We start from the raw sequence: 18,922 nt of genomic DNA, 5'->3' as shown, positions 1-18,922 counted from the left end.
AAGCGGAACGCCGGACAGCGATCCGATATTCATGAAAAATGCCCCCGAATCTCCGGCACGAACGGAGATTCGGGGGCATTTTCTGTAAGGCGCGAGACAAGGGCGGCCTGGATCCGCGGGGCTATTTGCCCGATGCCGTGATCGGCGCCTGCTGGCCGCTTCGGTAGAAGGTATAGCCCATGGCGGCAAAGCCTACGGCTCCGATAACCGAGAGCACCGTGCCGCTCTGATACATCATAGGCGCCCCGAAATTGTCGAACATCCAGCCGCCGAGAACCCCGGCAATGATGCCCGACACCCCGCTCCAGGAGAGCGTGAACAGCGCCTGGCCCGTTCCGCGGAACGAGTCCGGAACGAACATGCTCGTCATATGGGTGCCGACATAAAAGTAGCCGGCATACGTGACGCTGTGCATCATTTGGATATACACGATCTGCATCGGGTCGGTTACCGTCGACATCAAGTACCAGCGCAGCGCGAACAGCACGCTTACGGAGGTCAAGCAGATCAGCATGAAGCCGAGCCGGCGGCGGAAAAAGCGGTCGAAAATCATGAATATGGCGGCTTCCAGAATGGAGGCCGAAAAAACCGCCCAGCCGACCAGCTCGCGCGAACCGCCCAGGTCGGTAATATACAGCGTCATAAACGTGCCGTTCATGGCGTTCGGGATGGAGACCAGCACGCCCAGCAGCAGAAATGCCGTGAAAGTCGGGTTGCTCATAACTTTGCGGAAACCGCCGGGAGCCACGACCGTCGTGGCTGCCGCCCGGCGAAGCGAAGGCAGCACGACCGCCAGCAGCAGCGTCGCTCCGATCAGGCCCGTAAACAGCCACGGCACTCCGGGAGAAGTGCCGGCACGATCGATGACGAAGCCCGCGGCGGCGGCCGTCAGCGCCCAACCGATCGAGCCCCATAGGCGGAAAGCGCCGAATTTTCTTCCGGTTCCGTCGATGTAGCCGAGAATCATCGTGTTGCTCTGCGCAAACATGGGACTCTGGAAAAAGAAAAAAGCGATCATGGTCAAGTAAATCATCGTGTACGATTGAACCTGGAAAACGAGCTGTGCCAGCACCAACGTGCCGGCCAGCATCAGAATCAGCATACGGCGCGTATTCTCCAGCCGGTCGACCAGGTAACCCCAGAACGGATTGGCCACCAACGAGACGAACGGGCCGATCGCCATCAGCGTTCCGATTTCCAGCTTGCTCATGCCCCGATCCTGCAAATACAGCGGGAAAAAGCTGGCGAAGACCGCAATGGCGCCGTATAGGAAGAAATTGAAGGCTTTGAGCGGAACGAACGGCGAGCGTGCGGAAGAAAAAGTATGTGGTTGGTTCGATTGATCATGCGACACGTCGAGCACACCCCTTGCGGAAAATCGGTTATCGAAACAAAGTAAGGGTTTTCATTTTGCGTAAGGTTTGAAAGAAGACGCAAGCCGGTTGGCGGGGTCCTAATCGACAATATATCCCTTCCCCGGACAGATTACAACAAAATAATGCACAGCGTTAGCGAAAGAAAGGGGCGTCAGGCATGCAAAGCCGTTTCCCGGCAGGCCCGTAGCGGAATAAGCGGAGAGCGGCAGTCGAGAACTGCAACCATTTTGTCACATGAGAGCGGACAAGTTGTTTCAAATTGCGGTTATACTTAAAGTGTAAGCGTATCCAAACCGAACATTGCATATAGATATTATTTCCGTAAGGGGGTTCACGCAGATGACGACCGCAACGATGGAAAAGAACGGATCGACGGCCCGCGGAGACGAGCAGTGGGCGCATACCCGAATGACCTTGTATCAGCTGCTGAGCGATTTTATTATTTATAAACCGAGCGTACATTTGTTGATGAAATGGCGCCGGAAACTGGAAAACGCCGCCTGGGACAACGAAGCGTATTCCCGGTTCAAAGCGATCATCGGAGAACCGGGCGCGGCTTCGCTGCCGGCGTTCTGCGCCGGGGAGTCGCGCGAATACGACGTTTTGGTCGGACGCCGTCAGACGGCCGGAATTCCGCTCAGGGAGTCGTTTTATGCCGGCGGAGAAGCCGAAACTATCGCCTGCCGTGCCAGTGCGGAATACGACCGCGCAGGCGTGATTCTGAACAAGACGGCCGGCGAAAAAGACGACGAGCTGAGCGTGGAATTGGAATTCATGGCCGTTCTGGCCGAACGTATGACGGAAGGCGTGCGATCCCGGGCCGAACGCGAGCAGCTGGCGCGCATTCAATTGGGCTTCCTGAAAAGACATCTGCTGCCCTGGGTGCCTTCGTTCTGCTCCGAAATGCGCAAGCATACGGAAAGCCCGCTGTACTTGAATCTTTGCGGAATCATGGAGTCGCTGATTGTTTCCGACTCCGAATGGCTCGGCGCCCGGGTCGAGGACTGATCGGGCGGACTGCCGCATGTCCGAAGCTCTGCCTGAAACAGAGAAAGCGAAAGCTCTTTCCGCCAACAAGCCGTGTTCGCCGCTCCGACCGGAGCGCGCGAGCGCGGCTTGTTTGTTTCGGACGCCTGCTTGGTGTCCAATGAGCCATAGACCCGGGAATGAAGGAGGAGAGCAGATATGGGACTGTATATCGGCCTCGATATCGGAACGACAAGCACGAAAGCTTTCTTATATGAGGAAAAGGGAGATATTCGCGGCGGCGCGCAGGCGGCCTATCCGCTGCTTGTGCCGGAAGCGGGACGCGCCGAGCAGAGGCCGGACGAATTGGTCGACGCCGTCGCGGATGCGATTGGCGGAGCGATGAAAGACGCGAACGCGCAGGCCGGCGACATCTCGGCCGTAGGAATCAGCGCGGCGATGCACAGCTTGATGGCGTTGGACCGCGGCGGGCGTCCTCTGACGCCGCTGATCACCTGGGCGGACAACCGAAGCATCGGGGAGGCCAACGAGCTGCGCCAGAGGGGACAGGCCCTGCAGCTTTATCGGGCGACCGGTACGCCGATTCATCCGATGTCGCCGCTCACCAAGCTGCTCTGGCTTCGCAAGCACGAACCGGAAGTATTCGAGCGCGCTTCCAAGTTCGTTTCGTTCAAAGAATACCTGCTTCATCGGCTGTTCGGACGTTACGCGCTCGATGTGTCGCTCGCATCGGCCGCGGGAATGCTCGACCTGGAGACGCTGGACTGGAACGAATCGGCGCTGCGTCTGACCGGACTCTCGCGGGAGCGGCTGGGCGAGATCGTTCCGATTACGGAGCGTTTCGAAGGCATGAACCGTGAAATGGCGGAGAAGATGGGGCTGAATCCGGATACGCCGTGGATTGCGGGCGCGAGCGACGGCGCGCTCGCCAACGTGGGGGTCGGCGCTTTGGAACGCGGCGAGACGGCCGTGACGATCGGGACGAGCGGCGCGGTCCGTTCGTTCGCCGGGAAGCCGGCCACGGACGAGACGGGGCGCACGTTCTGTTACGCGTTCGAGCCGGAGCGCTGGCTCGTCGGCGGTCCGACGAACAACGGCGGCATCGCGCTGCGCTGGTATCTGGAAAAGTTCGTGATCGCAGAGGGAGAAACCGGCGACCTGAAGGAACAGGAAGCGCTGGACCGGATCGTGCGGCTGGCGGACTCCGTGCCGCCGGGTTCCGAAGGCCTGCTGTTCCTGCCGTATCTCAGCGGCGAGCGGGCCCCTTACTGGAATGCGGACGCCCGCGGCACTTACTTCGGAGCGACGCTGCATCACGGCCGGGCGCACTTCGGCCGGGCCACGATGGAGGGCGTGCTGTTCGCCGTCAGGACGGTGTCCGACGCCCTGACGGAACTTAACGGGGAGAGCCGGGCGCTGTTGGCCTCCGGCGGATTCGCCAGAAGCGAGATTTGGACGCAGATGCTGGCCGACCTGTCGGGTACGCAGGTCGTCGTGCCCGATACGTATGAAGCTTCGGCCTTCGGAGCGGCGGCGGTCGCCATGAAGGCGGACGGCGTCATCGGCGATTACCGCGATCTGAAGAGCGGCATCGATATTCTGCGTACGCATGAACCCGACCGCGCCCGCTCCGAGACTTACGAGCGTTATTATTCGCTGTTCAAGAAAGTGTACGGGCAGTTGGAATCCCTGTTCCCGGAAGTGGCCGAGCTGCAGCAGGGGACGGGCGTGAAGCCCGAAGACGAGAGCGAGAACGGGCATTCCGGGCCGGCGCGGGAAAAATAAGCCGGGAATCCCGCCTGGGCGGGAAAGCGGCGAACAGCCCGGCCGCGCGCATACGAGAAAGAGCCGCCCCTTTGCAGGGGCGGCTCTTTTTTATAGGCGGAAGCATGGCGTAAGACAAGCTTTAGTCCAGCGGAGTCTCGAGCTTCTCCAATTCCGCGCGTCTGGCGCGCGATTTGGAGCTGATCTTCATCAGGAACTCGTACACGACCGGCACGATGACGAGCGTGAGCAGCGTCGAGCTGATCAGGCCGCCGATAACGGTGATGCCGAGACCTTTCGAGATAATGCCCGCGCCGCCTTCCCAGCCCGCAACGAGCGGAATCAGGGCCCCGATGGTCGCCAAGGCGGTCATCAGGATCGGACGCAGACGGGTCGAGCCGGCTTCAAGCAGCGCTTCGCGGGTCGACATGCCTTCGCGTTCTTTGTGAATGACGCGGTCGATCAGCACGATGGCGTTGGTGACGACGATCCCGATCAGCATCAGCACGCCCATAAGCGCCGAGACACTGAGCGATTCGCCGCCGATCAGCAGGCCGATCAGGGCGCCGATGACGATAAACGGCAGCGAGAACAGGATCGCGAACGGCGCGAGGCCGCCGCCGAATGTCACGACGAGCACGAAGTAGACGATAGCGATCGCGGCCAGCATGGCGAGGCCGAGCTGCGAGAACGTATCGTTGATCTGTTCGGTCACGCCGCCGAATTCGACGGTGATGCCGTCCGGCAGATCCAAATCGTTGATCTTGTTTTCCAATGCGGTCGAAGCCCCGCCGACGTCGGAAGAGACGATATTGGCCGACAGTTGGGCGACCGTTTTGCCGTCCGAACGGGTGATCGTTTCCGGCGCGATCCCTTTTTCGACTTTGACGACATCGCCGACCGGCACGCTGATGCCCAGCGGCGATGGAAGTTCGGTATCTTCGATATCGGACAGGGCGGAGAACGTTTTGTTTTCCGTTTCGATGTAGACGTTGTAGCTCTGTCCGTCGAGATCGACTTCGGTCAGTACCGGACGCTGCGTGACCGGCGCGAGCGCCATGGCGATCTGTCCGGCGGTCAGCCCGTAGGAGCTGAGCGTCTGCTGGTCGGCGACCAGCGTGTACTGGCTGTAACCTTCCTCCAGATTGCTTTCGGCTTCTTCGAAGTTCGAATCGGCCTGGATGAGCTTCAAGATGTCGTCGGCGACCGGCTTGAGGTCGTCCGTGCTGTCGCCGTAGACGCTGACGCTCAGCTGGCTGCCGCCGAGGCCGCCGCCGAAGTCCATTTGTCCCCATTCGCCTTCGGGAATCCGTTCCTGCAGGCCGGCGATCAGGTCTTCCTTCACCTTATCGAAGTTCGGCGTATCGCTGTCGAACTCGGTATAGAACAGGGCGGAATTCGAAGCGCCGAAGCCCAGCGGACTCGAGCCGCCGATGGAATACTGCATGTTGGTCAGGTGAGGCTGTTCGCGCACGAATTGTTCCGCTTCGAGCATGCGCTGCTGCGCCTGTTCGTCGGTCGCTCCGGCTTCCGGCGCGTACGTGAACGTGAAGGTCTTGTCTTCCTGCTCCGGCAGGAAGCTGGTTCCGACGTACGGCAGCGTGAACAAGCTGCCTACCAGCAGCGCGACGGCGATCAGGAACGTGATCAGCTTATGCGACAGCGACCAGTTCAGGATGCGCTTATAGCCTTCCGCCAGGCGGCCCGGCTTGTCGTGCGAATGTTTCTTCTTGATGCCGCCGCGGAACAGCGTGTGCGCCAGCATCGGTACGAGCGTAACGGCGATGACCAGCGACGCCAGCAGGGCGAAGACCATGGTCAGCGCGAACGGCATGAACAGTTCGCCGACCATGCCGCTGACGAAGGCGAGCGGAACGAATACGGCGAGCGTGACGATCGTGGACGACATGATCGGCAGGAACATTTCGCGCGTGGCCGCGCTGATCAGCTGGCGTCCGCGCAGCTTCTCGGTGTCCAGCGTCATGCGCCGGTAAATATTTTCGATAACGACGATCGAGTCGTCGACGACCCGGCCGATGGCGACGGTCATGGCGCCGAGCGTCATCATGTTCAGGGTGACGCCCATCTGCTTGAGCAGCAGGACGGCGATCAGCAGCGACAGCGGAATCGACAGAATCGAGATGATCGTCGAACGGAAGTCGCGCAGGAACAGCAGAATGATCAGAACGGCGAACAATGCGCCGAAAGCGGCTTTCTCCAGCATCGTTCGCACGGAATCTTCGATCGGCTTGCCCTGGTCGAGCATGACGGTCAGATTCAATCCGGAATACTGGCTCTCCAAGTCGGCGATGCTGTCTTTGACCGCATTGACGACGTCGACGGTATTGGCGTCGTTCGTCTTCACGATCTGGATGCCGATCGACTCTTGGCCGTTCGTGCGGGATACCGACTCGGAGCTGCCGACGACTTCGAGCTTCGCGATATCGCTCAGCTTGACGGTCGGCAGCCCGGCGGCCGCGGCGCCTGCCGAATCCGGCACTGCGGCCGCCGCGCCCTGCTGGGCCGCGCCTTCCTGCGCGGCGTCAACGGCTGCGCCGCCGGCCTCGGCAGTCCCGGGTGCGCCGGCGGCTGCTTCCGGCGCTTGAGCCTCCGTTCCGGAGGCTGCAGTCGGCGCCTGCGTGCCCTGCCCGGCGGCGGAATCCTGTCCCTGCGCGCCGGGAACCGCGGCCGCATCCGCTCCGGCCGCTCCCTGTCCGGCACCTTCGCTTGCGCGGCCCTGCGGCTGCGAAGGCGTCACCGGAATTTCCAGCGCCTTGAGATCTTCGAGCGTCGTGACGCCGCCGTCCACCACGACGGCGGACTGCGAGTCGTCGAGCGTGAACAGTCCCAGCGGCGCGCGGACCGAAGAAGCGTTGACGATGTTTTTAACCGTGTCCTGCGTCAGGCCGTATTCGGCCATTTTGTCGGCGTCGAACGTCAGCTGGACTTCGCGGACGTACTGTCCCGACAGCTGCACCGAAGCGACGCCTTCGATTTTCTCGAGTTCCGGCAGCACCTGCTCCTGCGCGATCCGGGACAACTGCTCCAGGTCGTCCCCGCCTTCTTCGGAAGAGGCGCTGAGCGAGATGACCGGGAACGAGTTGAGGCTGAAACGGGTAATTTGCGGCCGTTCCACCCCTTCGGGCAGAGTGATCCGGTTCAGCCCTTCGCGGATCTGAGCGGTCGCCTCGTCCAGGTTGGCGCCGAAGTTGAATTCGACGGCTACCGAAGCGGCATTTTCCATCGAAGACGACGTGACGTTCTGAACGCCGTCGACGTTGCGAAGCATTTGTTCGAGCGGGATGGTGACTTCGTTCATGACCGTCTCCGGAGCGGCGCCCGGGTCGACGGCGGTGATGTTCAGGAACGGGACGTTAATGTCGGGAATCGTCTCCTGCTTCATGGTCAGGCCGGCATAAATGCCCGCCGCCGCCACGACGATCGTCAAAAACCAGATGGCGAGCTTGTTCCGCAGGGAAAAGCCGATAATACTTTTCATAAAGTGATTCTCCACTCCTCTTAATAGACTGCGCCCGTGGTCGGGCGTCTCGTTTTGGCGATCCGCCGTCCGGATTCGACGACCGAAAACGGCGGAGGCGATAAGCGGGTACGTCGACCAAACCTAATCTGAGGTTTGCGTTCGTCTGAAACGCATACGCTTTAGGTGCGATTCAGAGGGCGTCATTTACTTTTATCTTGGTCAATGTACCCGCGCTATGAAGAAGCCAGTTCGTCCAAACGGTACAGGACGATCGGTTCAAGCTGCTCCAGCGCGCCGTGCAGAACGCGGGCTTCCCTGAGATTGCCCAGCATGCCTTTGACGACGGCCCGTCGCGGCGAAGCATCCGACAGCTCCGCTTCGAGCACTTCCAGCGTCTCGAGCGCTTCTTCGCGTTCGCTGCGCAGCATCGGGCTCCAGGCGATCGTGTCCTTCATTTGGCGGATCAGGATGAACGGGCGCTTGGCCGCGCTCGACTCCTCCGGAGTCTCCCGCACCCAGTCGGCCCACAGCGTCGGGGGGACCAGCGGTTTCGGCTTGAGCTGCAGCATGCGCTCCGCGGCCGCATCCAGCGCAAGCTCCAGATGGCGGAGCGCTTCGGCCAGCGGAAGCTCGGGCATGCCCCAGTCGTCGGTAAGCTGAAGGTAGGAAAAGCTCAGGCCGCTGATCAAGATGGACAAGTCGCCGGAATAGGGATCGATCTCCGCTCCGTAGATGCCGATGAGGCTGCGCCGGATCTGGACAAAAGCGGTCGTCAGCACCGGATGATGCGGAGCACGGCCGCACCCTTCCGCTTCCCGGCGAGGATGAAGCCCGTCTTCGATGCCGCTGAACTCCCGCTCGCGGAGCTGCATCATCATAAAAGACTTGAACTCGATCAGCGAATGCAGCAGGACCTCGATTTGGGCAAGGAGCGTCTCCCGGGCGGATCGATCGTCCGCGGCCGCCGATTCGAGCTTCTCCTGCAGCATGCCGATCGCATACTCGTGAATGTAGCGGATCAGTTCTTCCTTGGAACGAAAATGCTGGTACAGCGTGCCTTTGGAAAAACCGCAGCGTTCCGCAATGTCCTGCATGGACGTCGCCTTGATGCCCCGCTCGGAGAACAGCGAAAGGGCCACGGCGAAAATGGTATGTTTGCGTTCTGCGGATTTATCGGACAAACGCTATGCGCCTCCTTTTTTGACTTGTTGGTTCTGTAATCGACTCGAGGGTCGGGAATAGTATAAACGAAAAAAACGGCCATCTCAACTTTGCCGGCATGCCGGCAAAGTTGAGATGGCCGTTTCGTCGGGGAAGAACAGGGAGCGAAAAGCCGGAGCGTTTCCGCTCGGGCCGCCGGCACCATCAAGAAATCAGCTTCAGTCCGACGGCCGCCGACAGGATCATGGCGATGAAGAGCAGACGCCGGGCTTCCTTCGGTTCGCCGTACAGGAACATGCCGACAAGCGCTCCGCCCACGGTACCGATGCCGGTCCAGACGGCATAAGCGGTCCCCATCGCGATATGCTGCATCGCGTACGTGAGCAGCGAAAAACTTCCGGTGAACGCGGCGATCAGCAGCGCGTAAGCGGGCAGCCCTTTGCGCATCGAGACCTGCTTCAATCCGATAACGCCGAACACTTCGCAGCATCCCGCCAAAACGATAGCCAGCCATGCCATGTCAGATCGCCTCCTTTTTGGCGGACGCGATCGAATCCGCTTCTTCCTTCGGGGAGTCGGTCACCAGCTTCAGTCCGACGACGCCCGAAAGGAGCAGCAGAATCAGCAGCGTCTTGGCCAAGCTGAACGGTTCGCCGAACAGCAGCGTTTCGGCCACGACCGTTCCCGCAGTGCCCAAACCGGTGAAAACGGCGTACACGCTGCCGATCGGCAGCACCTTCGAAGCGTTGATCATCAACCAAAAGCTGGCGGCGATTCCGAGCAGCGTCAGCAGCCACTCCAGCAGGTTCGAGGAGTGCTTCAGCCCGGATACCCAGGCCACCTCGAACAGTCCGCCGATAAAAACGTACATCCATCCGCGATTTGCACGGCTCATTCTATTCACTCTCCTTGAATTTGCTCCGAAGTTCAATGTTTAGCAAGCACGCCCCGGCAGTATACCGGCCACACGGCCGACAGGCGCCGTGCGGCGGTCCGGCGGCTGCCGTAGATCGCTTCGGCGAGCACGCCGTCGACGACCGTCACGTAGGCGATCGCCGCTTCCTGCGCGCCGCCCGGATGCAGACGGCCGGCATTTTCCGGCTGTCCCAGCATCCGGGTCAGTTCCCGTTCCGCCTGCCGGAAAAACGGATTCACCATTCCCATTACTTTGTCATGCAGCGAGGTAGGCGGGAAATAGCACATGCGCAGCAAAAATCGGGTTTCCGCGTCGGATTCGTAGTCGTCCATCAGGCGTTCCGTCAGCCCGAACAGCATCTCTTCGAACGGAAGGCCGGCGCCGTCCTGCGCAAATTGGAAGATCTGCCGCTTCTTGCGGCGCAGCGTCCGTCGGAATACGGAGAGGAACAGGTCCTCTTTGCTGCGGAAATGGGCATAAATCGAAGGTTTGCGAATGCCGACGGCGTCGGCGATCCGGCCGAGGGAAGCGCCCTCGAAGCCTTCGCTGGCGAATAATCCGAGCGCGACATCTTCAATGACAGGCTTGCGGGTCATGCCGGTTCCTCCTTTTAATCAAAAACAAACTAACGGTCGTTAGGTTAAAATTAACACGAAGGATTCGGAAAGTCAATCGGACGGGTAAAGACGGGGAACGAGACAGCCTGCGCGGATTGAAACCGATCGGACAGGCGGGCCGTAATTACCGTAACAAAGAAAAGGGTTCCGGTACCGGGTCTCTGCGGCGCCGCGCGGCGGACCGGCCGGAAACGTGCTTCAGGAGGGGGATGCCAAGTGAGACGCGGGTTGATCGTATTCCTGCTTGCCGTGCTGCTGTTCGTCTTTTATTATTTCGGCGCCGATTTGTTCGGAGCGACCGCCGCTGCCGTCATGAGCATTTTTTCCACGCTGACCGTCGTGTCGATCGCTTTCGTGATCTTTCTGGACAACCGGAATCCGTCAAGCACGCTGTCCTGGATTCTGGTTCTGGGGCTGCTGCCGGTGGTGGGGCTGATTTTTTACTTCTTGTTCGGGCAAAACTATTTTCGCCGCCGCAAGTACGACAAAAAAGCCGAGTGGGACCGACGCATATATCAGTGGAGCGAAAGGGATACTCTGGCCGGCGCGGAGAGCACGGCGAACTTCACCGAGGAACAGCAGCGGATTCTGCGCCTGTCCCGCCGCCTGTCCTTGATGCCGGTCTCTTATTCGAGCCCGACCGCCGTGCTGACCAACGGGGGCAGCACCTTTTCCGAGCTGCTGACGGCCCTGCGCGGCGCGATCCATCATATTCATATGGAATATTACATTTACCGGGCGGACGATATCGGCACGCAGATCCAGCGGCTGCTGATCGAAAAGGCCAAAGCCGGGGTCGAGGTGCGATTCATGGTCGACGCCGTCGGCAGCCTGCAGCTTCCGCGGCGGTTCCTCGACGAAATGCGCGAAGCGGGCATCAAAGTCGCGCTGTTCGGTTCCACGAAATTCCTGCTCGCCACGAGCCGCGTCAATTACCGCAACCACCGCAAGATCGTCGTCATCGACAAAAGCATCGGCTTTATCGGCGGCTTGAATGTGGGGGACGAATATCTCAGCCGCAGCAAAACCTACGGATTCTGGCGCGACACGCATATGCGGATCGAAGGGGAAGCCGTCAGTTCGCTGCAGCGCATCTTCCTGCGGGACTGGCGGCATATGACCGGCGAGCAGCCTACGGGCCCCGGTTACTTCCATTCCAAAGGCAGGGCGGACCCCGAGCACGGAGCGGTACAGATCATCGCGAGCGGGCCGGACAACGACCGCCGGGCGCTTAAGCATATCTTTTTCACGATGATCACGACGGCCAAGCGTTCCGTCTGGATCGCGACGCCTTATTTCATCCCCGATGAAGATATTCTGACCGCGCTGCGCACCGCCGCCCTATCGGGACTGGACGTGCGCCTGCTCTTCCCCGCCAAGCCCGACAAACGCCTGCCGTTCTGGGCTTCGCATTCGTACTTCCCGATTCTGCTGGATGCCGGGGTAAAGATTTACGAGTATGAAAAAGGGTTTCTGCATTCCAAGCTGCTGATCGTGGACGGGGAGACGGCGAGCATCGGAACGGCGAACATGGACATGCGCAGCTTCCACCTGAACTTCGAGGTCAACGCCCTGCTGATGAACAATGCCAGCGTGGCGCGCATCACGGCCGACTTCGAACGGGATCTGCTGAATACGACAATGATCGATCCCGCGACGTTCGGAGGGAACAAGCGGATGGCCGTGCGATTCATGGAATCGGCGGCACGTCTGCTGTCGCCTCTGCTGTAGGATCGGGCCAACCGAAAAAAGGATGAAAAGAAGAGCCGGATCGGCTCTTCTTTTTCGGCGCGGAAAGGCGAAAATATCCAAATTTGGTCCGAGCGGCGTTTGTGGGAAAAGGGTTGCTGTGGTAGGCTAAAGGAGAATCTTAAGGTTGGAAAGTTAAAATTTAAAAATTTGGCGTAAATAAGCCGTGCTCAAACCGATTTTACAAAACACATCATGCGCAAACCGAGCCGTCAGGCCGGTTATTGGGTAATAAAAAATCATGTGGGAAGTCTAATCAGGAAAGGTGAATGGCATGGGCAGAAAAGAAAAGAGCAAGACAGCGGTCATTGTAGGCGCGGGTCCGGGAGGATTGGCGGCGGCGATGCTGCTGGGCGCCAAAGGATACGAGGTCGACGTGTACGAAAAGCAGCCCGTTCCCGGCGGACGTTCGGGCAGGCTCAAGCTGGGCGAGTACACCTTCGATCGGGGAGCGACTTTCGTCATGATGCCGCAGCTGCTGGAAGAGTTGTTCGAGCAGGCGGGGCGTTCGGTGCACGATTACGTGGAACTTCACAAACTCGACCCGCTGTACGGACTGTATTTCGATCGGGGCCGAACCGTGCTGATGCCGTCGAGCGACAACGAGGAGACGGCCAAACGCATCAAGGCGCTTTTTCCCGGAGAAGAGGCCGGATTTTACCGCTTTATGACCGATGAGTCAGTCAAATACGAACATGTCGAACCGCTGCTGCGGCGGCCGTTCGGAGGCTTCGGCGATTATCTGAAGGCGGATGCGGTCAAAGCGCTGCCTTACCTGAAAGTCACCGATACGGTTTACGGTCAGCTGTCGCGCTATTTCAAGGACGAGCGTTTGAAATACGCATTCACGTTCCAATCGAAGTATTTGGGCATGTCCGCCTGGAATTGTCCGGGAACGTTCACCATTTTGTCATTTATGGAACACCGTTACGGCCTGCTGCATCCGAAAGGCGGAGTGGCGGCGCTGTGGGACGCCATGGTCGAAGTCGCAAAAGAACACGGCGTCCGCTTCCATATGGGCCGCCCGGTCGACAAAATTTTGACGGAACGGGGACGCGCGACGGGCGTTCGCCTTAAAGACGGAGAGACGCGCGCGGCCGATCATATCGTACTCGGAGCGGATTTCGCTTCGGCGATGAACCAAATGTTCGAACCGGACGTTCTAAAGAAGTATACCCCGAAGAAGCTGGAGGCGAAAAAATATTCCTGTTCGACCGCCATGCTGTACTTAGGGATCGACGGCGAAGTCGATCTGCCCCATCATTCGATTCATTTCGCCGACGATTACGCGAAAAACGTCAAGGAAATTACCGAAACCTTGACGCTGTCCGAAGATCCCTCCATCTACGTTCACAATCCGTCGAAGCTTGATCCGACGCTTGCGCCGGCCGGGAAATCTTCGCTGTATGTGCTGATGCCGGTTCCCAACCTGAAAGGCGACACGGATTGGAGCGGGCGGCGGGAAGAACTGAAGGGCCGGATGCTGGAGCGGCTGGAGTCGATCGAACAGCTGAAGGGGCTGCGAAGCCGTATCGAGGAGGAAGCGTTCTACACGCCGCTCGACTGGCAGGACTCGCTGGACGTCTATCAAGGAGCGACTTTCAATCTGTCGCATAATCTCGGCCAGATGCTGGCTTTGCGCCCGCATAACCGCTTCGAGGAAGTCGAGCGGGTATGGCTCGTCGGCGGAGGCACCCACCCGGGCAGCGGCCTGCCGACCATTTTCGAGTCGGCGCGGATCAGCGTCGATTTGATCGAAAAAGCGGACGGCCGCGTGCAGCCGCGCGCGTCGGCGCAGGCGCTGGGCGCCGCGGGGGGAGCGGAGTGAGCCGCGCGCCAAGAGTCGCCGTCGTGGGCGGCGGTATCGGCGGGCTGACGGCGGCGCTGCTGCTGAGCCGCCGAGGGGCGGACGTGACGCTGCTGGAAGCGCGAGACCGGTTGGGCGGACGGATCGCTTTCGAGCGCGACGAAGAAGATGCCCGCCGCATCGACCAGGGGCCGACGATCGTGCTGCTGCCGGAGATGCTGCTGTCGATTTTGGAGGAAGGCGGAATCGAACGGGGACGGATCAAGTTGATCGAATCCGACCCGCTGTACCGCATTCATTATTCGGACGGACGGGTCATGACGAAGCGTCGTCGGCCCGAACATCAGTCCAAAGAAATCGACAGATTGTTTCCCGGCGAAGGGGAAGGGTATATGCGGTATATGAACCATATGCGCGATCTGTATCCCGGCGCGCAAAAGGCGGTGCTGGAGCGGACGTTTCCGCGCCGCCGGGACTTTTTCACGCCGCGGCAGATTCGTCTGCTGGGCAAGCTGCAGGCGCATCGCAGCGTGAAAGCCGCTTCCGCCCGTTTTTTCAAGCATCCGGATCTGATCGACGCCTATTCGCTGCAGTCGCTCTATATCGGCGGCCAGCCTGCGGGCACTCCGGGCGTCTACTCGATTCTGCCGTATGCGGAGCACGAATTCGGCATCTGGATGATCGAAGGCGGTTACGCCCGCCTGCCGGTTATTCTGGAAGAAGAGCTGCGCTCGCGCGGCGTCGACATCCGGTTGAACACCCGGGTGGATCGGATGGTCGTCGAAGACGGGCGCTGTCGGGGTTTCGTGGCGAACGGCAGGCGGGAGGAATACGACGCCGTGCTGTTCAACGGCGACTTTCCGCTGCTGCTGCCGCTGCTCGAAGGCCTGCCGGAATCGGCGCAAAGCAAACCTTATCGTCCGTCGTCGGGCTGCGTGCTTGTTTTTGTCGGCACCTCGAAACGTTGGACGGATACGGCGGCGCATCAATTTTTCCTGCCTGACAGCCTGACGGACGGCCTGCAGGCGATCTTCGAGCGGGGGATGATTGCCGCCAATCCGTCGTTTTACGTATTCAATCCGGTCGAGCTCGATCCGAACGCGGCTCCGGAAGGGGAGAGCGTATTGTACTTCCTGATCCCCGCTCCGGACGCTTCGCGCATCGCCTGGTCCAAAGAAGGACGGCGGCTGGCGCGAAAGGTGCTTCAGGCGGCGGAACGCAGAGGATATCCGGGCCTGCGGGAATCCATCAAATGGATTAAGCTGCGCACGCCGGAAGACGCGCGCCGGGACGGCAATTACGTCGGAGGAAGCTTCGGCATTGCGCCGATTCTCGGCCAGTCGGGTCCTTTTCGGCCGCAGCCGAAGCCTTTCAAGAGCATAGACGGGCTGTATGCCGCCGGAGCTTCGGTTCATCCGGGCGGCGGCGTACCGATCGTGATGCAGGGGGCGAGAATGGCCGTAAATCAGCTTTTGAAGGAGTGGAATCCATGAACGAACACATTGTGCAGCAGTGCGAGGATACGATGCGGCGCGGCTCGACCTCGTTTTACCACGCCTTCCGGGATTTACCCGAAAGAAGGCGTCACGCGGTTTATGTCATTTATGCGTTCTGCCGCCTGATCGACGACAGCGTCGACGAGCCGGAGACGTCGCCGTTTACGATCCACGAGCTCAAGAAGGAATTCCTCGCGCTGGACAAGGCGGAAGGCCACTTCATCTGGCCGGCGCTGCGCTGGTTGTTCGCCAGCTTCCCGGCGCTCGACCGACGGCCGTTCCTGAATCAGATCGACGGCCAATTGTCGGATTTGACGCTGCTTCGTTACGAAACGATGGAGCAGCTCGAACGCTACTGCTACCTCGTTGCCGGAACGGTCGGCGAAATGCTGCTTCCGGTGCTGCGCGACGACCTGCATGACGAAGCGGCGGAGGCGGGCATCGCGCTGGGCAAGGGCATGCAGATCGTCAACATTATCCGCGACGTCGGAGAAGATCTCGGGCGGGGACGCCGTTATATTCCCGCGGATTTGATGGAGCGTCACGGATATACCGAGGACGATTTGGCCCGCGGCGTGATCGACGGTCGCTTCGTCGCCCTGATCGACGAGCTGCACGGATACGCGGCCTCCTGGTTCGAGAAGGGGCTGTCCAACCTGGACAGCTATCCGAAGCGCAGCGGTCTGGCCGTGGCGCTCGCTGCCGCGTTTTACGGCGCCATTTTCGATCAGGTGCGCCGCAACGGTTACGACGTGTTCAGTCGTCGGGCGATCGTGCCCGACGAAGAGCGGGGCGCGCTGCTGACGCGGGTGCTGGCCGCTTTCGGCGCGGTCGACGATTCGGCGGGCAGCGCCGCGGTATCGTAACGGGCGACTCGGGAAGCTCCCGCTCGGAGCTCGGGAGCCCGCTGCCCGAAAACCGGGCGGGCTCGATATTCGAAGCGTCGCGGACCGGTCTGTCCGCCAACGAGAAGTCCGACTGTTTCCGGCGAAAAAGGAGGCCCGTGCATTGACTTTGACCTTAATCTTGACTGCGGTCTGCGTACTGCTCGCCGCTCAATTGATCTTCGTCGTGCTGAACGCGCGCACGCTGCCGGTACCCGGCTCGCGCGCCAAAAGCATCGAAGGCCGGCCGCTGGTATCGGTGCTTATTCCCGCGCGCGACGAAGAGCGCAATATCGAAGACTGCCTGCGGCATGTGCTGGCTTCGGACGATTCGGAATTCCGGCTCGAAGTCATCGTGTACGACGACGATTCGAGCGACGACACGGGCGGCATCGTGCGGCGGATCGCGATGGAAGATTCCCGCGTCGGCCTGATGCAGGGCGGCGAGCTGCCGGAAGGCTGGAAAGGCAAATGCTATGCCTGCCACCGTCTGGCCGAACGGGCTTCGGGCGGATGGTATCTCATGCTCGACGCCGACGTGAAGCTCGGGCCGCTGGCGATCCGCGATACGCTGCGGTCCGCGCTGCGGAAAAAGGTCGGGCTGGTGACCGGCTTCCCCAAGCAGGTGACCGTCACCTGGATGGAGAAATTGGTCGTGCCGATGATGGAATTCGCCATTCTCTGCCATCTGCCGATCCCGATGGTGTCCCGTTCCAGCAGCGGTCTGTTCGCTGCCGCGCACGGCGCTTACATGCTGATCAAAAAGTCGGCCTACGAGTCCGCCGGCGGCTACGAGGCGGTCAAGAACGAGATGGTGGACGACATGGCGATGGCCCGCGCGGTCAAGAAGGCCGGCTACAAGATGATGCTGGCCGACATGAGCCGCCACGCCCGCATGCGCATGTATCACAGCACCCGGGAGGTCTGGGAAGGCTTCAGCAAAAACATGTTTTCGGGCCTCGGCAGAAACTACCTGCTGCTGGTCGCTCTGCTGGTCTGGTACGGGGCTTTGTACATCCTGCCTCCGATTGCCCTGCTGGCCGGCCTGTTCTCGGGCAGCGTCCATCTTATGCTGGCAAGCGGGGCGGCGATGCTGCTCGGCATGGCGGTGAAGGCGGTATGCGACGTTCGCGGCGGCCTGCCTCTCTGGCACGGCGTCTTCGTCTCGGCGACTATCGGCTGCACGATCGCGATCGCGCTGGCGAGCGTGTTCGGCGGGCTGAGCGGGCAGGGACACGAATGGAAAGGCCGACGGTACGGTTAACGTGCGTCTCGGCTCGTGCCGGCCCGGGACTGAAAGAAGCAGTATACATATGCGCGGCGGGAGAGGAAACCGGATTCAAGCGCAAGCGAAAGGAGCGGCCATGACAGATAAAATCAAGAATCCCGGTCCGTCGACCGGAGATCGAAAAAGCGAGCATGTCCGCCTGTGTCTGGAAGAAGAGGTGGCCGGCGTCGGCGTGACGACGGGATTCGAACGTTATGCGTTTCGCCACAACGCGCTGCCCGATCTGGACTTCGAGGCGATCGGCCTGGAGACGGCTTTTCTCGGCAAAAAGCTGGACGCGCCGCTGCTGATCAGCTCGATGACCGGCGGAAGCGCCGGCACGGGCCGGATCAACGAGCGTCTGGCCGAGGCGGCGCAGTCGAGAGGCTGGGCGATGGGACTCGGTTCCATCCGGGCCGCCGTGGAGCGCGAGGAGCTGGCGGAGACGTTCAAAGTGCGGCACAAGGCGCCGGACATTCCGGTCATCGCCAACCTGGGCGCGGTGCAGCTCAATTACGGCTTCGGCGTCGACCAGTGCCGGCGTGCGGTGGAGATCGCCGAAGCGGACGCGCTGGTGCTGCACCTGAACAGCCTGCAGGAAGTGTTCCAGCCGGAAGGGAACACGAATTTCGCCGGGCTGCTGCCGCAGATCGGGCGGCTGTGCCGCGATCTGGGCGTGCCGGTCGGCGTCAAGGAAGTCGGCTGGGGGATCGATGCGCAGACGGCTCGCCGACTGGCGGAAGCCGGCGTCGCGTTTATCGACGCGGCGGGGGCCGGGGGCACCTCGTGGAGCCAGGTCGAGAAGTTCCGCAGCGCGGACGCCATGCGCCGGGCGGCCGCCGAAGCGTTCGCCGGCTGGGGGAACGGCACGGCGGACTGCATCGCGGAGATTCGCGCGGAACTGCCGGACATGCCGCTGCTCGGCAGCGGAGGACTGAGAAACGGCGTCGACGCGGCCAAGGCGATCGCGCTCGGCGCCGATCTGGCCGGCTTCGGCCGCGCGCTGCTCGGACCGGCCGTGGATTCGGCGGAGAGCGCCGCCGCCGCGATGCGGCAGGCCGAGTTCGAACTGCGCACGGTCATGTTCGGCATCGGCGCGAGCGGCATCGGACAGCTGCGGGGAACGGACCGCCTGATTCGCCGGTAGGCGGATCGGGCGAAGCAACGGGCGAACGGAATAAGGCCGGCCGCACGAACGGACCAGAGGAAAAGGACTTCGGATACCGCCGCGGGGCGGGGGCCAAAGTCCTTTTTTATCGTGGGACGGGGCTTGAATCGATCTTTGATCCCGAACGCGGCCGGGGGGCGAACATGCGGGCGAAGCGCCTTTTTCCATTTCGGGAAATCGGAGAAGCCGCCTGTATCCGTTTGGTGCAAATGCTGATATAATGGAAGGCGATGCTTTTCGCGTGTCTTT

The 18,922-nt window shown here is 61.0% G+C and carries 14 protein-coding genes; 8 read left to right on the top strand and 6 right to left on the bottom strand.

All coding sequences use genetic code 11. From position 1 onward, the window contains the following. Positions 1-121: 121 nt before the first annotated feature. The gene (locus GYN08_RS12785; protein ID WP_166274781.1) at positions 122-1,354 is read right to left on the bottom strand and encodes an MFS transporter; all 1,233 of its coding nucleotides are present in this window, start codon (positions 1,352-1,354) and stop codon (positions 122-124) included. A gap of 361 nt (positions 1,355-1,715) precedes the next feature. On the opposite strand from GYN08_RS12785, the gene GYN08_RS12780 reads away from it, so the two are divergent. Both GYN08_RS12780 and GYN08_RS12775 read left to right on the top strand, forming a co-directional pair. Next, positions 1,716-2,384 carry a TorD/DmsD family molecular chaperone gene (locus tag GYN08_RS12780; protein ID WP_166274779.1) on the top strand — a complete coding sequence of 223 codons (669 nt, stop codon included), beginning with the start codon at positions 1,716-1,718 and terminating at the stop codon, positions 2,382-2,384. 177 nt (positions 2,385-2,561) lie between these two features. Continuing rightward, the gene (locus tag GYN08_RS12775; RefSeq protein ID WP_166274777.1) at positions 2,562-4,148 is read left to right on the top strand and encodes a gluconokinase; all 1,587 of its coding nucleotides are present in this window, start codon (positions 2,562-2,564) and stop codon (positions 4,146-4,148) included. A 121-nt stretch (positions 4,149-4,269) separates the two neighbouring features. On the opposite strand, the gene GYN08_RS12770 is transcribed toward GYN08_RS12775, so the two are convergent. The 5 genes from GYN08_RS12770 to GYN08_RS12750 all read right to left on the bottom strand — a co-directional run bounded on the left by GYN08_RS12770 (position 4,270) and on the right by GYN08_RS12750 (position 10,281). Then, entirely contained in the window at positions 4,270-7,626 is a 3,357-nt protein-coding gene (locus GYN08_RS12770) for an efflux RND transporter permease subunit (RefSeq protein ID WP_166274775.1), read from the bottom strand. Positions 7,627-7,841: 215 nt separating this feature from the next. Continuing rightward, positions 7,842-8,789: a TetR/AcrR family transcriptional regulator gene (locus GYN08_RS12765; protein WP_166274773.1), complete on the bottom strand. Its 948-nt coding sequence runs from the start codon at positions 8,787-8,789 to the stop codon at positions 7,842-7,844. 184 nt (positions 8,790-8,973) lie between these two features. After that, positions 8,974-9,288: a DMT family transporter gene (locus GYN08_RS12760; RefSeq protein WP_166274771.1), complete on the bottom strand. Its 315-nt coding sequence runs from the start codon at positions 9,286-9,288 to the stop codon at positions 8,974-8,976. A gap of 1 nt (position 9,289) precedes the next feature. Continuing rightward, positions 9,290-9,664: a DMT family transporter gene (locus GYN08_RS12755; protein ID WP_166274769.1), complete on the bottom strand. Its 375-nt coding sequence runs from the start codon at positions 9,662-9,664 to the stop codon at positions 9,290-9,292. Between the two features lie 32 nt (positions 9,665-9,696). After that, complete coding sequence (locus GYN08_RS12750; protein WP_166274767.1) at positions 9,697-10,281, bottom strand: TetR/AcrR family transcriptional regulator; 585 nt, start codon at positions 10,279-10,281, stop codon at positions 9,697-9,699. Between the two features lie 237 nt (positions 10,282-10,518). Between GYN08_RS12750 and cls the strand changes: the two genes are divergently transcribed. The 6 genes from cls (at position 10,519) to fni (ending at position 18,652) form a co-directional block, all read left to right on the top strand. Further along, positions 10,519-12,033: a cardiolipin synthase gene (cls, locus tag GYN08_RS12745; RefSeq protein WP_166274765.1), complete on the top strand. Its 1,515-nt coding sequence runs from the start codon at positions 10,519-10,521 to the stop codon at positions 12,031-12,033. 292 nt (positions 12,034-12,325) lie between these two features. Beyond that, positions 12,326-13,879, top strand: coding sequence for a phytoene desaturase family protein (locus tag GYN08_RS12740; RefSeq protein ID WP_166274763.1), 1,554 nt, complete (start codon positions 12,326-12,328; stop codon positions 13,877-13,879). Beyond that, positions 13,876-15,351, top strand: coding sequence for a phytoene desaturase family protein (locus GYN08_RS12735; protein ID WP_166274761.1), 1,476 nt, complete (start codon positions 13,876-13,878; stop codon positions 15,349-15,351). The genes GYN08_RS12740 and GYN08_RS12735 overlap by 4 nt, the downstream gene beginning before the upstream one ends. Further along, complete coding sequence (locus GYN08_RS12730) at positions 15,348-16,220, top strand: phytoene/squalene synthase family protein (protein ID WP_166274759.1); 873 nt, start codon at positions 15,348-15,350, stop codon at positions 16,218-16,220. Before GYN08_RS12735 ends, GYN08_RS12730 begins: the two co-directional genes overlap by 4 nt. Positions 16,221-16,362: 142 nt before the next feature. Next, positions 16,363-17,502, top strand: a complete 1,140-nt coding sequence (locus tag GYN08_RS12725) for a glycosyltransferase (RefSeq protein WP_166274757.1) — start codon at positions 16,363-16,365, stop codon at positions 17,500-17,502. Positions 17,503-17,602: 100 nt separating this feature from the next. Then, complete coding sequence (gene fni, locus GYN08_RS12720) at positions 17,603-18,652, top strand: type 2 isopentenyl-diphosphate Delta-isomerase (RefSeq protein WP_166274755.1); 1,050 nt, start codon at positions 17,603-17,605, stop codon at positions 18,650-18,652. Positions 18,653-18,922: the final 270 nt, after the last annotated feature.

The organism is Saccharibacillus alkalitolerans, assembly GCF_011090185.1.
In the GTDB taxonomy this organism is placed as follows: Bacteria; Bacillota; Bacilli; order Paenibacillales; family Paenibacillaceae; genus Saccharibacillus; species Saccharibacillus alkalitolerans.
The sequence above is the reverse complement of the archived record's forward strand: the minus strand, read 5'-3'. Positions and strand labels throughout refer to the sequence as shown.

Coding starts and splice junctions, on each gene's coding strand:
- GYN08_RS12780 (WP_166274779.1), top strand. CDS start 1,716: ATGACGACCGCAACGATGGAAAAGAACGGATCGACGGCCCGCGGAGAC.
- GYN08_RS12775 (WP_166274777.1), top strand. CDS start 2,562: ATGGGACTGTATATCGGCCTCGATATCGGAACGACAAGCACGAAAGCT.
- GYN08_RS12770 (WP_166274775.1), bottom strand. CDS start 7,626: ATGAAAAGTATTATCGGCTTTTCCCTGCGGAACAAGCTCGCCATCTGG.
- GYN08_RS12760 (WP_166274771.1), bottom strand. CDS start 9,288: ATGGCATGGCTGGCTATCGTTTTGGCGGGATGCTGCGAAGTGTTCGGC.
- GYN08_RS12755 (WP_166274769.1), bottom strand. CDS start 9,664: ATGAGCCGTGCAAATCGCGGATGGATGTACGTTTTTATCGGCGGACTG.
- GYN08_RS12750 (WP_166274767.1), bottom strand. CDS start 10,281: ATGACCCGCAAGCCTGTCATTGAAGATGTCGCGCTCGGATTATTCGCC.
- GYN08_RS12740 (WP_166274763.1), top strand. CDS start 12,326: ATGGGCAGAAAAGAAAAGAGCAAGACAGCGGTCATTGTAGGCGCGGGT.
- GYN08_RS12730 (WP_166274759.1), top strand. CDS start 15,348: ATGAACGAACACATTGTGCAGCAGTGCGAGGATACGATGCGGCGCGGC.
- fni (WP_166274755.1), top strand. CDS start 17,603: ATGACAGATAAAATCAAGAATCCCGGTCCGTCGACCGGAGATCGAAAA.